Origin of the sequence: Vibrio paracholerae (assembly GCF_037672085.1) — a bacterium.
Classification (GTDB): domain Bacteria; phylum Pseudomonadota; class Gammaproteobacteria; order Enterobacterales; family Vibrionaceae; genus Vibrio; species Vibrio cholerae.
The window spans coordinates 25,742-41,469 of record NZ_JBBHLM010000003.1 but is presented as its reverse complement, the minus strand read 5'-3'; the positions used below and the strand labels follow the sequence as shown (position 1 = coordinate 41,469).

The following is a 15,728-nucleotide window of genomic DNA, read 5'->3' as shown; positions in this document are numbered from 1 at the left end:
ATCGGTGCGTACTGCCATCGCGTATTGTGCTGCTTACCGATGCTATCTTCCTGATACAAAGAGCTATTCTATGATTGGAATCTGTTTTCAAATCAATGACTGGGTTCTGTGCATTGATGAGAATAAGCTGTATCGCCAAGATAGGGAGGTCTCGGCCGAGCCGCGTCTTATTAACTTGCTGCATTTTCTTGCGGAGCATGCCGGAGAGGTATTCGGCCGTGAGGAACTCATTCAACATGTCTGGGACGGGGCGATTGTCACCGACCAAGTGGTCACTCAATCCATTTTTGAGTTGCGTAAGCTATTGCGCGACGGACGCGAAGAAAACCTCAGCTATGTGGTGACGGTGCCTAAGCGTGGCTATAAGTTAGTCGCGAATGTGCAGCGTCTCGATGGCAATCCTTACGTTTCTCGCCAAGAAGAGTCGGCAGCCAGTGATGTCGGTTTGACGGACGATATCGACGACGTGGAAGACGCCGTTCCCGAGATTGTATTTCCTGCCGGCCCGTTAACGCGCGCCGTGTGCCAAAGTCAGCAGCCGAAGAAATCAAGCAAGCCGAATGTCAGCCGTTGGCGCTTAAACCTGCTCAATGCGATCTGGATTGGCTTGGTGATTGTAGCGATGGGCTTTTTTACTGTGCAGCAGTCTCAAGTGCGCATCACCCAAGTGGTGGATACCCATCTGATTGAATTTAAGTTCCAAGACGGTTTTCATGCTCAGGCGCTCACGCATGAGCTTGCCGATGGTATCGCACAAAAGCTGATGGCCGATCTGACCCAGGTGAGTGATTATCGAGTGATTCTCGGCAAAACGGCTTACAGCTCAGGCATTTTGCCCGGTAAGTCGATCATGGTGCGAGTCAATGACAAAGATGGACATGAGTTTTTAGATCTTGAGCTTAAGAACAACTCTTCCGATGCGGTGCTGTTTAGTCGCCAATATCCGCTCGATAGCCAACATCTGGCCTCTGTGCTGAAAAGTGCCGAGTGGGATGTAATGCAAGCGTTGAAAATCCCGAATGCAGAGCAGCAAGCGCAGCGTTTGTTGGTGGATTTTCCGCGTCAACCGGCGGCATTGGGGCTGTATGTGCGCGCCAATCATTACTTGAATGTTGCCGATCGCCAGCAGTTCCAAAAAGGCATTTATTTATTGGAGCAAGTGCTGAAATTAGAGCCGGATAACCATTATGTCCAAGCCGAATTACTGATTGCCTACCATGTGCAGCAAGCGATCAGTCCAGATCAGGCGCTCAATCAAGATCGCATGCTGGTGTTGAGTGAGCAGTTGCAGCAGGTGAGTTACTCCCCCCAAACGGTGGTGCAGCCACGCATTTATGAGGCTTTAGCACTGCAAGCAACAGTCGAAAACCAAGTGGAAGCGGCCACGCGCTATTTGGCGCAAGCTCAGGGTTTGCGGGAATCGGTGCTTTCATATGTGCTGCAAGGCAAGCATGCTGAACTCAAAGGCGATCTGGATGGCGCAAGCGATGCCTACAGTGAAGCGTTTTATATGGACACGTCGCTGGAAACTTATCTGTTGTGCGAAAACTTGGTGTTCCACTCCAACTTAAAATCCATTGATTACGCCATGTACCGCTCGGTGCATCCTTCGGTGGTTCGTTTACTGTAACGCTCGTCTACGGTCAATTTCATCTCTCTATCCCCAAACGACTTGGAATGACTGGTAAGAAGGGTATAGAGCGAACTTGCGCCTTTTTTCTCCGAACTGGCTTTAGCACGGTTTAAAGGGGAGGGCGCGCCGCTTTATCTCTCGAATCCTTCTGACTGAAAAACGCCCGCTAATGACATCGAACGATGTCTATGTACTCACTAACCGTTTAACTTCTCATGGCCATTAATGGCCATTCGTTTGAGCCTATTCTCCAAGCCAAATTCAGTGAGCGTCATTGGCATTCTCTGCCAATGGATATCGCTTCATCGAGCGTCTTGCCAGTGGAGTGACAAATCTTATGGCAAGACCAACCGTTTTTTGGCGATAAACCTTCCTCCTGATACTTCCTCAGAGCAGCATTTAGCGTGATGTTTTCACCTTGATATTTTTAGTTGTCTCTCCTGATATTTTTAGGTTTTTTATTAATGATATGAAAATAAAGAGGTTTATTGGTGGTGTTTATCAGGTTGATATCAAGAAACTCATGCTTGGCTCATCATTTTATTGATAAGCGGAAGTTTATTTTTTTTCGTTTTTTTGGGCGTACTCTGCACTTCGAAATTTAGCGAGGTAGCGCAGGTGATTGCACTCATGACATCTCGCTAACCCATTCAGTTTGAGTTTTGTAACTTAAGTATCCCCTGGCTACTTGAAGCTGCAGCGGTGTTGGCTACGTTCGTTCACCCCAATCACATAGTTTATCTATGCTCATGGGGATGAACTCACTTGCCGCCTACCTGCAACTCCAAGTCGTTTGGGGATAGAATCGATTTGGAGATGTTATGTCATCAAATGCAAAAAAAATCGGCCTGATCGCCTGTACGGGTGTGGTGGCTGGCAACATGATGGGCAGTGGTATTGCGCTGCTTCCTTCTACGCTAGCGAGCGTAGGTTCAATTTCCATTTATAGCTGGCTGATCTGCATTGTTGGCGCACTCAGTTTGGCGTTTGTGTTTGCTCGTTTGGCAACCAAAAACCCGCAAGAGGGTGGCCCGATTGCTTATGCAGGGGAAGTGTCACCGGTGTTTGGTTTCCAAACGGGCGTGCTTTACTACCACGCTAACTGGATTGGTAATTTGGCGATTGCGATTACCGGTGTTTCTTACCTTTCGGTGTTCTTCCCGGTGCTGAATAACCCGATCCCTGCTGGTTTAGCGACCATTGCTTCGGTTTGGCTATTTACCTTAGTCAACTTGCTTGGTGGTAGCTGGGTAAGCCGCTTATGTACCATTGGTTTGGTGCTGATTTTGATCCCTGTAGTCGGTACGGCTCTGTTTGGTTGGACGCACTTTGACAGCGCGCTCTACAGCCAAAACTGGAACGTGTCTGCTGGTAGCGATGGCCATGCGGTGATCACCGCAGTGCTGATTTGTCTGTGGTCTTTCGTGGGTGTCGAATCGGCAGCGGTTTCTTCCGGTATGGTCGAAAACCCAAAACGCACGGTGCCACTGGCAACCATGTTAGGTACTGGTCTTGCGGGCCTTATCTATGTGCTATCAACTCAAATGATCAGCGGCATGTTCCCTGCGTCTGAAGTGGCGGCATCCGGTGCACCTTTTGCACTGGCGACCACTGCACTGTTTGGTAGCTGGACTGCGCCATTCGTGTCTGCCTTTACTGCACTAGCGTGTTTCACTTCACTTGGCTCTTGGATGATGCTGGTGGGCGAAGCGGGCAAACGTGCCGCTAACGATGGCAACTTCCCGAAAGTGTTCGGTGAAACCGATCGCAACGGTGTGCCGAAAAAAGGTCTGCTGATTGCCTCCAGCATGATGACACTGCTGATGCTGGTGCTGATGTTCTTCAGCTCAGAAACTGCGCACGCTTCCGATCTGTTTAACCAACTGACTACCGATGCGGTTCTGCTGACCATGCTGCCTTATTTCTACTCCAGCATTAACCTGATCCGCTTCGAAGGCATGACCACTCGCAATACGTTTGTAATGCTGTTCTCCGGTATTGCCAGCCTGTTCTGTATGGTGGCGCTGGCGGGAGCTGAAGGTTCAACCCTGACTGCAACCTTCATCATGTCGCTGATTATTTTGATGTTCTACAGCAAAAAAGCGGGTCTGGATAAATATCTTGAGACTCATCCACAACAAGCTTCGGCTCAGTTCTGATTGACCTTGCTGGCGTCTGCCACGCCAGCGTTCTGAATTCACTATGGCGCTCGTCTTACTCACTGTGCAGTGCACAGAGAGCGCCTTTTTTCGCCTTGGAGATGTCCAAATGAATATTTTCGCTATCTTGAACCACATGGGTGTGTTCTTTAAAGAAGAGCCTGTTCGCCAACTGCATGCAGCATTAGAAAAAGCCGGTTACGACGTGGTTTATCCGGTGGATGACAAAGATCTGATCAAGATGATTGAGATGAACCCACGCATTTGCGGCGTGCTGTTCGACTGGGATAAATACTCGCTAGAGCTGTGTGAGCGCATCAGTAAAGTCAATGAAAAACTGCCAGTGCACGCCTTTGCTAACGAGCAATCGACGTTAGATATTTCGCTAACCGACCTGCGCCTCAACGTGCATTTCTTCGAATACGCTCTGGGCATGGCCGACGATATCGCCATCAAGATCAACCAAGCGACTCAAGAGTACAAAGACGCGATCATGCCTCCGTTTACTAAGGCGCTGTTCAAATACGTGGAAGAGGGTAAATACACCTTCTGTACTCCGGGCCATATGGGCGGTACTGCATTCCAGAAAAGCCCTGTTGGCAGCATTTTCTACGATTTCTACGGTCCAAATACTTTTAAAGCGGACGTATCGATTTCGATGCCAGAACTCGGCTCGCTGCTCGATCACTCCGGTCCACACAAAGAAGCGGAAGAGTACATCGCGCGCACGTTCAATGCCGATGCCTCTTACATCGTGACCAACGGCACATCGACTTCGAACAAGATCGTCGGTATGTTCTCCGCACCGGCGGGCAGCACAGTGCTGGTGGACCGTAACTGCCATAAATCATTGACTCACTTAATGATGATGACGGACGTGACCCCCATTTACTTCCGTCCAACCCGTAACGCTTACGGCATTCTCGGTGGTATTCCACAGAGCGAATTCAGCCGTGAAGTGATTGCAGATAAAGTGGCAAACACTCCGGGGGCGAGCGCGCCAAGCTACGCGGTGATCACCAACTCGACTTACGATGGCCTGCTGTACAACACTCAGTTCATCAAAGAGTCTCTGGATTGCAAACACATCCACTTCGACAGTGCATGGGTGCCTTACACTAACTTCAACCGTATTTATGAAGGCAAGTGCGGCATGAGTGGTGAAGCGATGCCGGGTAAAGTGTTCTACGAAACGCAGTCAACCCACAAACTGCTGGCGGCGTTCTCGCAAGCCTCGATGATTCATGTCAAAGGTGAGTTTGATCGCGAGTCGTTCAACGAAGCGTTCATGATGCACACCTCAACCTCACCACAGTACGGCATTGTGGCATCAACGGAAACCGCTGCGGCTATGATGCGTGGCAACACCGGCCGTAAGCTGATGCAAGATTCGATTGATCGTGCGATTCGCTTCCGTAAAGAGATCAAACGTCTGAAAGGCGAGAGCGAAGGCTGGTTCTTCGATGTGTGGCAACCCGAGAACATTGAGACTACTGAGTGCTGGAAACTCGATCCAAACCAAGATTGGCATGGCTTCAAGAATCTTGATGACAACCACATGTATCTTGATCCCATCAAAATCACTCTGCTCACTCCGGGAATGAGCAAAGATGGCGAATTGGAGCAGAGCGGTATTCCGGCATCACTGGTCTCTAAATACCTTGATGAACATGGCATCGTGGTTGAGAAAACCGGCCCTTACAACCTGCTGTTCCTGTTCTCTATCGGTATTGATAAGTCAAAAGCAATGCAGTTGCTGCGCGGCTTGACGGAGTTCAAACGCGGTTATGATTTGAACCTGACCATTCGTACCATACTGCCTTCACTGTATCGTGAAGACCCAGCTTTCTACGAAGGCATGCGTATTCAAGAATTGGCGCAAGGCATTCACGATTTAACCCGTAAATACCAACTGCCAGAGCTGATGTACAAAGCGTTCGATGTGCTGCCAGAGATGAAAGTCACGCCACACGTGGCATGGCAACAAGAGCTGCGTGGTCAAACCGAAGAGATCCTGCTTAACGAGATGGTGGGTCGCGTGAGCGCCAATATGATCCTGCCTTATCCTCCAGGCGTGCCATTGGTACTGCCAGGTGAAATGGTGACAGATAGCTCTCGCCCTGTGTTGGATTTCTTGGAAATGCTGTGTGAAATCGGCGCGCATTACCCAGGATTTGAGACCGACATTCACGGTTTGTATCGCCAAAAAGATGGCTCTTACACCGTAAAAGTGCTGAAAGACTAAGCGCGCTTGAATCACCCTATAAAAACAGCGTAATTCCCCAATGGACGCTGATACACAGAGAGAGCCTCACGGCTCTCTCTTTTTTCATGGTGCAATCTGGGCTGAAAAGCGTGGTCGCGGTGTCAGATTTTAAACACCGCTAAGCTGCGAGCTAGATGCTGGCCATTTTCCATCAACTGTTCACTGGCGGCTGCCACTTGGTTGGCTTGAGCTGAGGCTTGGGTGCTGTGCTCGGCAATCTGGGTGAGGTTACGGGTAATTTCGTCGGTAGCCTCGGATTGCTGGGCGCTTGCGCCTGCGATATGTTGGTTGAAGGACAAAATGGTTTTGATCTGCGCTTCAATCTCATTGAGCATCTGCTGTGCTTGCTCGGCTTGCTGTTGCGTCACCCTTGATTGCTGCTGGGTTTGTGTCATGGATTGGCTGACGCTCTGCGCTTTTTTCTGTAACTGAGCAATGATTTGCTCAATCTCATTGGTACTGGCTTGGGTGCGAGTGGCGAGGGTGCGCACTTCATCGGCGACCACAGCAAAGCCGCGGCCTTGCTCACCCGCGCGCGCGGCTTCAATCGCTGCATTCAGTGCCAGTAAGTTGGTCTGCTCGGCCACACCACGGATCACTTCCAAGACCGCACTGACCGATTGCGTTTCACTGGCCAGCACTTGAGTTTCTTGTTCGGTACGGGTCAGTTGATCGCGCAAGCTCTGCATTTGAGTTGAGGTGAGTGTGATCATTTCGCGCCCTTGGCTGGCTGCTTGATTGGCACTGTGCGCCGCTTGTTCAGCCTGATGGGCAGATTGCGCGACTTCTTGATTGGACGCATGCAACTGATTCATGGCGGAAGCGACGGTATCCACCGATTGGTGCTGGTCATACGCTTTGTTGGATGCGCTTTGCGCTACTTGAGTCAGCTCATCGGCAGAGCCCGTCACGCTCTCGGTGATTGGAGTAATTTCTTGAATAATATGTCGAATTTTATTGGTGAACAGGTTAAAGGCTTGCGCGATTTGTGCCAGCTCATCTTTTCCCGTCACGGTTAATTGGCGAGTGAGATCCCCTTCACCTTGGGCGATATTTTTCAGCGTTGCGAGTGTCTCTTCGCAAGGTTGAGTGATGCTGCGCCCAATCAAGCTGGCAAGCGCAATCAATACCAGCAGCGTGCCCACAACCCAAACCAGTATTGAGCTCAGGCGCTGCATCACCAGCGCATTCACATCATCGACATAGATGCCTGTGCCGATAATCCAACCCCAAGGTTTAAACAGTTTGACGTAAGAGACTTTATCGACAGGTTGCTGGGCACCCGGTTTAGGCCATTGATATTCGACCACACCTTGTTGATTTCTTTGGGTGACATTGACCATTTCGACGAACAAAGCTTTACCGTTCGGGTCTTTAAAGTTACGTAAACTCTGGCCGTCCATCTCTGGTTTCATCGGATGCATGACCATGTTGGGCTGTGCATCATTAATCCAAAAGTAGTCGTTCGCGCCGTAACGCAATTGAGCTATCGCTTGTTTCGCTGTGTTTTGCGCTTGTTCGGTCGTGAGTGTGCCTTGGGTAGCTTGCTGAGCATAGTGCTCAAGCAGCGTGTAAGCACTTTCGACTAAATGCTGAGTTTGAACTTGCTTTTCTAGCATCAAGTCGTGTCGATAATCTTTGACCATAATGGCAAACGGTATCGCCAGCAGTACCAGAATCACCACAGTGAGCAGAAATAAGCGATTACGGATTGAAAGGTGGCGCAGGCTAACGGAAGTCATAAACATCACTCCTTGAGATATGACACCCATGATGAGTATTTCATGGTACGCAAGACTGTAACAGATTGTTTTCAGAGCGGTAAATGCGACCAAAGAAGCAAAGTGGTGAAGTTGTGCACGATGTCGAGTTTCGCTTCAAATCCGCAGCAGAAATGTGAAAGCGCGCAGTCAGTGAGCGCCAGCGTCACGAAAGGTTACAGCGACGTGGGCTGCAACCTGTGTGGTTAGATTGTCGGGTGCGACGAGGTCGCCGAGGGTTGTCAGTTAACCAAAGATGGCGAACAGTGTGGTCGCGACACTGCCACCTATCAATAGCCATCCTGCTCGTTTCGGGGAGCCGTGGAGTTTGGTCCACATCAGTAAACTGGTCAGGGCAAGCAGGAGCATGGCAACCGCCGCAAGGTCGGAAAACAGCTGCCAGCCAAGACCGGTTCCCATTCCGCGATGTAAGCGGTTGAGCACAGCGGCCCAGTTGGCTTTTTGATGCTGAGCTTGAATGACTAAGGTACCGGGTACGTATTGGGCGCTAAAGGTATCGGTCACGCTGGTGGCGCGCGCTTCCCAGCGGGCTGGGATCAATAACGGCTGTTGTGGCGTGGGCAACTGCTGCGCGGCGATTTCGCGTATCGTCCACTCATGTTTGCCATATTCGGTATTGAGCTGTGCTTGAAAAGTACTGACTGAATCGATGGGTTCAGTGAGCGAGAGTTGCCATTCACTTTTGCTGGTGTGTGGCCCGGGCAGTGGCCAGACTGCACGGTGAGATAACCAAAGGCCAGTGAGGCCATACAACAGCATTAAGAGTAGGGTGAAGAAGCCGCACCATGCATGAAGGCGGCGGATCCATTTATTGTTATGTAGAGGCAGGCGTCGACGTTGCATAATCAAGCTGGCCGTTAGGCCAGCTCTCCTGTGGTTATCCCCTTTGACTTGCCGCTGCATGCCAAATGGGGATCAATCGTTTAGAACTGGTAAGACGTAGTGAGGTAGAACTCACGCGGTGCACCCGGCTGAATTTGTGTGCTGCTAGTGGCACTCAGGTAGTAATCCTTATCGAGCAGGTTTTCTACGCTCAGTTGAGTGCGCCAAGCTTGCCATTGGTAGCCGAGACGTGCATCAAAACGGGCATAACCGGGCAGTTTGGTGGTGTTAGTACGATCGGCATAGCGATCGCCGACCGCCACAAAACCGGTCTCACCAAACCAGCCATCGCTTGCTGATTGATAAGCGACAAACAGCTCACCATTGAGGCGCGATACGTTGGTTGGGCGTTTACCTTGCTCACTGGCATCAGCTTCGACGTATTTTGCATCTTGCAGGCCAATGCCGCCACGCAGAGAAAATTCATCGGTGAGAAGCGCACGGCTGCTCAGCTCAATACCATCGGTACGTTGTAATCCGGTGAGAATAATACGCTCCTGATCATTCGGATCACGCATACGGCGGTTATACATTTCTAAGCGATAGACGGATAAAGTGGTTGAGATGCGCCCCTCTAGCCAATCGCTTTTGACGCCAGTTTCATACAGGCGTGAGTGCTCAGGATCGAGGTGGTTATGTTTGTCTCCCGGCGTAATGCCAATAACGCCACCACCAACCGGAGAATAGGTTTGTGAGTAGGAAGTGTACAACGCATGCTCTTGCACAGGGGTCCATACCACACCTAAACGTGGGCTTAAGCTGTTGGATGAGATGGTCTCTTCTTTATGGGTATCGTGGCGATGAGTCGTGACGGTGAAATCATCGTGACGCAGACCTGCCAACACAATCCAATCTCCCCATTGCAGTTGATCTTGGACATAAATACCGTAGCTCCGCACTTTATGAGTGGCATCACTAGATACTGACATAGGTCCGTTGTAGGTCGGCAGTGACTCAGGTTGGTACAGGTTGCCACTCGGGATGTTGTTGGCGTTGCGATACAGTTTCGGCGAACGCTCTTGCCAGCCCTGCTCTAGACCGAACAGAATTCGGTGAGCAATCGGGCCTGTGTTGAAGGTGCCTTCTGTTTCGGTATTGCTGATCAGGTTGTTGGCTTGCAGATCTTGTTGGAAGCGTTGACGCGTGACTTGGTCGCCACTGACGCGAGCTATGTAAGTGTTATCAAACTGACTATCGAGCTTGGTGTAGCTTAGTTGTTGGCGCAGTTGCCATTCTGGGTGGAAGGCCCAAGTAATGCGCGAACGCGTGGTGGCCACATCATCATCAATAAAGTCGCGGCTGGTATCGCTGTAAACACTGCTCGCAGGAACCTCAGCAGGAGAGCCGTTCACCGCCGGAATACCACGATCTGGCACGCGATTATGAGAGTGTTGCTCATACTGGATAAGCCAGCTCACATCATCATTGATGTCCCAGTTCAGAGACGGAGCAAGCAAAGTGCGTTTGCCTTCCACGCCATGGCGGAAACTGCCGTAATCTTCTTGAGCAATATTGAGGCGAACTTGTACTTGCTGATTGACCTCACCATTGAGATCCGCGGCAAGGCGTTGGTAATCATGGCTGCCAATGCGTGCAGAAACGCTCGCGGCATCACCTGCGTGTGGCACTTTGCTGACGCGGTTGACGATACCCCCTGTACTACCACGGCCATACAACACCGCCGCTGGGCCTTTGAGAACTTCGATACGTTCTATGTTGCCGAGATCGCGGGTGTACTGCATATCATCACGAAAACCATCGAGGTAAAAATCGTTGCTGGCGGAAAATCCACGAATATTGATGCCGTCAAAACGGGTATCGCCGTTGGCGTTGACCCCAGGTACCCCGGCTAAGGCTTCGCTTAGGCTGGGAGCGCCAAACGCGGTCAGCTCTTCCGCTGAAAGTGAATCAATGGTTTGCGGCACCAGTTTCGCCGGTGTGGCGGTGCGGGTTGCAGTGGCGACTTCCGGCAGTTGGCTTTGTTGACTGGTGATGACCAAGGTTTCTTGTTCGGCATGGGCGGGGGCACAAGCGGCGAAAACGGCCAGACTGACCCAGGTTCTTGAGCGAGTAAAATGAGACATGAAGGATTAACTCTATTTATTATTGACGAATAATGTCAGTGGCAAACATTCGCCACAAAAATGAATCGCAAATGATAGTAATTTTCATTATTGATTCAAGTATTATTTGTGCATTTCATCCTTGTAGGTGATATCTCATTCTGCTCAACGAGTTAACGCGCAATATAAAAAAAGACCAAACGGAGCGTTTGGTCTTTGGTGGGGGAACGAGCCGAAAAGGCTTATACGTTGCGTACGAGTTCGGCGAGGGTGTCCCAGTCGCCTTTGTCCATCAGGTCAGTCGGTACCATCCAAGTGCCGCCACACGCGACAACCGATTTGAGCGCCAGATACTCTTGCGCATTGTTTGGATTGATACCGCCCGTGGGCATAAAGCTCACTGGGTACACCGCGCTCAGCGCTTTCAGCATCGCAATGCCGCCAGATGGCTCGGCCGGGAAGAACTTCAGGGTACGCAGACCCATTTCCATGGCCTGTTCCACCAAACTTGGGTTGTTGACGCCCGGAATGATCGCGATATTGCGCTGCTGACAATATTTCACTGTGGTCGGGTTCAGACCCGGGCTCACGATGAAATCAGCTCCCGCCGCAATCGCTTCATCCACTTGCGCTGTCGTGAGTACAGTGCCTGCGCCAATCAGCAGGTCTGGATACGCCTCACGCATGATGCGAATCGATTCCGCGGCCGCAGCGGTGCGGAAAGTGACTTCTGCACAAGGCAAACCGTTTTCAACCAGCACTTTGGCCAGTGGCAGTGCGTGGGCGATATCATTAATCGCAATAACAGGGACAATTTTGATCGCTCGTAAGCGTTGTTCAATGGTCATGAGTCCATACCTCTACAGAATAAAGCTGAGTGTTGCCACAATCAGGAAGGCGATACCGCCCAAAAGGGTTTCCATCACAGTCCACGTTTTTAGAGTGGTTTTCTCATCCATCTCCATCAAACGCGACACCAGCCAGAAACCAGAATCGTTAAAGTGTGAAAGCACAGTAGCACCGCCGGCAATCGAAATCACGATAAAGCACAGGTCAAGCTCAGACAGGCCGGTGGTCGCCGCCACCGTCGGTGCAATCAGGGCGGCCGTCGTGGTCAGAGCGACCGTGGCCGAACCTTGCGCGACGCGTAAACAGGTCGCAATCACAAACGCGGCGACCACAACGGGCATACCGGTATCCGACAGCACGCCAGCCAGTGCGCTACCAATGCCGCTCGCGCGCAGTACGCCACCGAACATGCCGCCCGCACCGGTGACTAAAATCACCGCGCAGATGGGGGCAAGCGAATCACCACATAGTTTTTCTAGGCGTGCCATGCCGTAATCTTTGGCGAACGCTGCGATACAGACGAGCAGAGTGATCAGCAGAGCAATAGGCGTTTTACCCAGCATACGCAGGAATTCGACTGCGGGAGCTTTACCATCAATCATGCCCGCGACCGCAAGGGTGTTCAAACCGGTATCCATAAAAATCAGCAGCACTGGCAGTACCAGAATGGTCATGACCGTAGCAAATTTTGGTAGCTTGGCTTCGTCAATGATCGCATCGGTATTGAAGAAGGCTTTAGACAGTGGGATGTCGAATTTCTTACCGGCATACAGACCAAATAGGTAAGCGCCCAAGTACCAAGTAGGAATAGCCACAAGCAAACCAACAATCAGCAGCAAGCCGATGTTTGCGCCGAGCAGTTCTGCCGCTGCAACCGGTCCCGGATGCGGTGGCACAAAGGCGTGCATGACCGCAAACGCACCTGCTGAAGGCAGCGCGTATTTAAGGGGTGAGCCACCAAAGCGTTTCGCGACGCTGAAGATGATCGGCATCATCACAATCAGGCCCGCATCAAAGAAGATGGGGAAGCCAAACAGCAGCGATGCCACACCGAGTGCAAACGGTGCGCGCTGCTCGCCAAAGCGGCCGATCAGCGTGTCTGCCAGCACTTTCGCACCGCCCGTCACTTCCAAAATTTTACCAATCATTGCGCCAAGGCCGACCAGCAGCGCGACTGAAGCCAGCGTGCCACCAAAGCCTGTCATCATGGTCGACACCACTTTGTCAGACGCCACGCCAGTCGCAATCGCAGTGCCTAAACTGACTAAGGTCAGTGAAGCAAAAGCGTGGATTTTAAAACGAATAATCAGCAGCAGTAGCGCAATAATGGCGACTGCCGCCACGGTTAATAGATACGTAGGATCAGAGGTTTGTAGTAAGGGGTCCATGAGTTCACCGTCCAGATTTATAGTTTGTGTTATAGCTCACATTTAGTGAAGTTACCGGTAACATGTTACCCATAACATGAATAAGATAAACCCATATTTCGAAGTGAATTTTAAAAATGCGATCACGCGCAAGTTTGGTTTTAAGGAGTCGTTATGGCCGGTAGTAGCATCATTGTGATGGGGGTTTGTGCTTGCGGTAAAAGCACCATTGGTGAGTTATTGGCAAAGCAGACTGGGCGAAAATTCATTGATGGCGATGATCTTCATCCGCGTGCCAATATTCAGAAAATGGCCTCCGGCCAGCCGCTCAATGATGAAGATCGTAAACCTTGGTTAGAGCGCATCCGCGATGCCGCTTACAGCCTCGAAAGCAAAAACGAACATGGGGTGATTGTCTGCTCGGCACTCAAAAAGCAGTACCGCGACCAGATCCGCGAAGGCAACCAAAATGTGACCTTCTTGTTCTTGGATGGCTCGAAAGAGTTGATCATGGAGCGCATGCGCGCTCGCCAAGGCCATTTCATGAAAGAGAACATGGTCAACAGTCAGTTTGAAACCTTAGAGCGCCCTGATGGTGAGCCGCAAACCCTGATTATCCCTATTGATTGTTCAGTGCAGGAAGTGGTGAGCTGTGCCATTCAAGCGCTGCAAGAGCAGGAGGGGCTATGATTCATCCTATTTTAGCCAAGGTCACTCACAACCTGATTGAGCGTAGCCGTGAAGCACGTGCGGCGTTTATTGCACGCAGTCAAGCACAAGAAAAAGCCGGCAAAGGTCGCACCTCACTCTCTTGCGGTAATTTAGCCCACGCAGTGGCGGCTTCTTGCAGCACAGAGAAAAAAGCGATCCTCGATTTCACGCGCAGTAATGTGGCGATTGTGACTTCCTATAACGATATGCTCAGTGCGCATCAGCCTTATCAGCACTATCCAGACCGGATCAAGATGGTGTTAGCCGAGTACGGCCATACCGCGCAGGTCGCCGGTGGCGTACCCGCCATGTGCGATGGCGTGACCCAAGGTCAGCCGGGGATGGATATGTCTCTGTTTTCCCGTGATTTGATTGCGCAGGCGACCGCACTCTCCCTCAGTCACAATGTGTTTGATGCCACTTTACTGCTCGGTATTTGTGACAAAATCGCGCCGGGGCAATTGATGGGCGCGCTTTCTTACGCCCATCTGCCGACCGCGTTTATGCCTGCGGGTTTAATGGCAACCGGCATCAGTAACGAAGAGAAAGTGGATATTCGCCAAAAGTATGCGGCGGGTGAAGTGGGGAAAGAGGCGCTGCTCAATATGGAGTGTCAGGCTTACCACGCGCCGGGTACGTGTACTTTCTACGGCACTGCCAACACCAACCAATTGGTGTTTGAAGCCATGGGGCTGATGTTGCCGGGCTCGGCGTTCGTGCATCCGCATTCTGCGCTGCGCCAAGCTCTCAACGATGACGCGACGGTAAAAATTGCCAGCATGACCCAAGGCTCAGCGCAGTATCGTCCGCTCTATCAAGTCGTAACCGAGAAAAGTCTGCTCAATGGGATTGTCGCTCTGATGGCTTCTGGTGGCAGCACTAACCACACCATTCATATGTTGGCGGTGGCACGTGCCGCGGGGATTTTGCTGACCTGGCAGGACATCAGTGATCTGTCGGATGTGGTTCCACTGCTGGCGAAGGTTTACCCGAATGGCCCCGCGGATATGAATGCCTTCCAACAAGCGGGTGGTGTCCCCGCACTGATGAAGCGTTTGCATGAAGCCAAGTTGCTGCACTCGGATGTCACACCGGTGTTTGGTGAGTTTAGTGATCAGCTGACTCTGCCTGAGTTGGTGGCAGGGGAGCTGTGTTGGACGGCGTGCGAAGGCACGCGTGATGCGCAGGTGATCGCGGCGAGTGGCGAGTGCTTCCAAACCACTGGCGGCACTAAAATGCTGAACGGGAACTTAGGCCGCGCGGTGATCAAAGTTTCGGCGGTGAAAGAAGAACAACGCATCATTGAAGCGCCGGCGGTAGTTTTCCAGTGCCAGCACGAAGTAGAAGCGGCTTACCAGCGTGGTGAACTGAATAAAGACTGCATTGTGGTGGTGACCCACAATGGCCCGGCAGCCAATGGTATGCCTGAGCTGCACAAATTGATGCCGATTTTGGGCAACGTGCAAAAAGCTGGATTCAAAGTCGCGCTGGTGACCGATGGCCGTTTGTCGGGCGCGTCAGGTAAAATTCCATCGGCGATTCACGTGTCACCAGAAGCGGTACGCGGCGGTGCGATTGGTTTAGTGCGTGATGGGGATTTGTTGCGCTTGGATTGTACAACAGGCACGCTTGAGAACTTAACCGACATGAGCCATCGCCAAGCTCTCGCCTTAGATACCGAGCGCGATCAGCAAATGTGGGGACGCGAATTGTTTAAAGTGATGCGCCAAGCGGTCTCTTCCGCCGAACAAGGTGCGAGCTTTATTGTTTAATCTGAACTGAACGACAAGCAATCTGCTGTTCATTGTAGAAAAATCCCCCTGTAGGATGGTTCCTACGGGGGGTATATATGGCAGTCAATAGCTGGCTATACCTTTGCTACTTGAAACTGCAGTGGTGTTGACTATGTTCGTTCACCCCCAATCACATATTGGCTTATGCTCATTGGGATTCACGCATTTGCTGTCTACCTGTAACTCCAAGTTGTTTGGGTATAATCTTACCGAATACAGCTCAT

General features: G+C 51.3%; 11 protein-coding genes. 5 read left to right on the top strand and 6 right to left on the bottom strand.

What is annotated here, in order from left to right:
* Positions 1-70 precede the first annotated feature (70 nt).
* The 3 genes from cadC to R4537_RS17495 all read left to right on the top strand — a co-directional run bounded on the left by cadC (position 71) and on the right by R4537_RS17495 (position 6,037).
* Complete coding sequence (gene cadC, locus R4537_RS17505; protein WP_071178609.1) at positions 71-1,630, top strand: lysine decarboxylation/transport transcriptional activator CadC; 1,560 nt, start codon at positions 71-73, stop codon at positions 1,628-1,630.
* Between the two features lie 824 nt (positions 1,631-2,454).
* Positions 2,455-3,792, top strand: coding sequence for a cadaverine/lysine antiporter (cadB, locus tag R4537_RS17500; RefSeq protein ID WP_000097429.1), 1,338 nt, complete (start codon positions 2,455-2,457; stop codon positions 3,790-3,792).
* Positions 3,793-3,901: 109 nt separating this feature from the next.
* Positions 3,902-6,037 (top strand): lysine decarboxylase CadA, encoded by a 2,136-nt coding sequence (locus tag R4537_RS17495; protein ID WP_071178629.1) that lies wholly within the window; start codon positions 3,902-3,904, stop codon positions 6,035-6,037.
* Positions 6,038-6,159: 122 nt separating this feature from the next.
* On the opposite strand, the gene R4537_RS17490 is transcribed toward R4537_RS17495, so the two are convergent.
* From R4537_RS17490 to R4537_RS17465, 6 genes are all read right to left on the bottom strand, one after another.
* The gene (locus tag R4537_RS17490; protein ID WP_071178610.1) at positions 6,160-7,800 is read right to left on the bottom strand and encodes a methyl-accepting chemotaxis protein; all 1,641 of its coding nucleotides are present in this window, start codon (positions 7,798-7,800) and stop codon (positions 6,160-6,162) included.
* A 71-nt stretch (positions 7,801-7,871) separates the two neighbouring features.
* Positions 7,872-7,988, bottom strand: a complete 117-nt coding sequence (locus R4537_RS17485; RefSeq protein ID WP_001971323.1) for a hypothetical protein — start codon at positions 7,986-7,988, stop codon at positions 7,872-7,874.
* 76 nt (positions 7,989-8,064) lie between these two features.
* Positions 8,065-8,742, bottom strand: a complete 678-nt coding sequence (locus tag R4537_RS17480) for a PepSY-associated TM helix domain-containing protein (protein ID WP_071178611.1) — start codon at positions 8,740-8,742, stop codon at positions 8,065-8,067.
* Positions 8,743-8,762: 20 nt separating this feature from the next.
* The gene (locus R4537_RS17475; protein WP_071178612.1) at positions 8,763-10,805 is read right to left on the bottom strand and encodes a TonB-dependent receptor; all 2,043 of its coding nucleotides are present in this window, start codon (positions 10,803-10,805) and stop codon (positions 8,763-8,765) included.
* A gap of 221 nt (positions 10,806-11,026) precedes the next feature.
* Positions 11,027-11,632, bottom strand: a complete 606-nt coding sequence (locus tag R4537_RS17470) for a bifunctional 4-hydroxy-2-oxoglutarate aldolase/2-dehydro-3-deoxy-phosphogluconate aldolase (protein ID WP_053034545.1) — start codon at positions 11,630-11,632, stop codon at positions 11,027-11,029.
* A gap of 12 nt (positions 11,633-11,644) precedes the next feature.
* Positions 11,645-13,021, bottom strand: a complete 1,377-nt coding sequence (locus R4537_RS17465) for a GntP family permease (protein WP_000371414.1) — start codon at positions 13,019-13,021, stop codon at positions 11,645-11,647.
* A 153-nt stretch (positions 13,022-13,174) separates the two neighbouring features.
* On the opposite strand from R4537_RS17465, the gene R4537_RS17460 reads away from it, so the two are divergent.
* A complete protein-coding gene (locus tag R4537_RS17460; RefSeq protein WP_000919108.1) occupies positions 13,175-13,690 on the top strand; it encodes a gluconokinase in 516 nt (171 codons plus the stop codon).
* Positions 13,687-15,483, top strand: a complete 1,797-nt coding sequence (edd, locus tag R4537_RS17455) for a phosphogluconate dehydratase (protein ID WP_071178613.1) — start codon at positions 13,687-13,689, stop codon at positions 15,481-15,483. The genes R4537_RS17460 and edd overlap by 4 nt, the downstream gene beginning before the upstream one ends.
* The last annotated feature ends 245 nt before the right edge of the window (positions 15,484-15,728 follow it).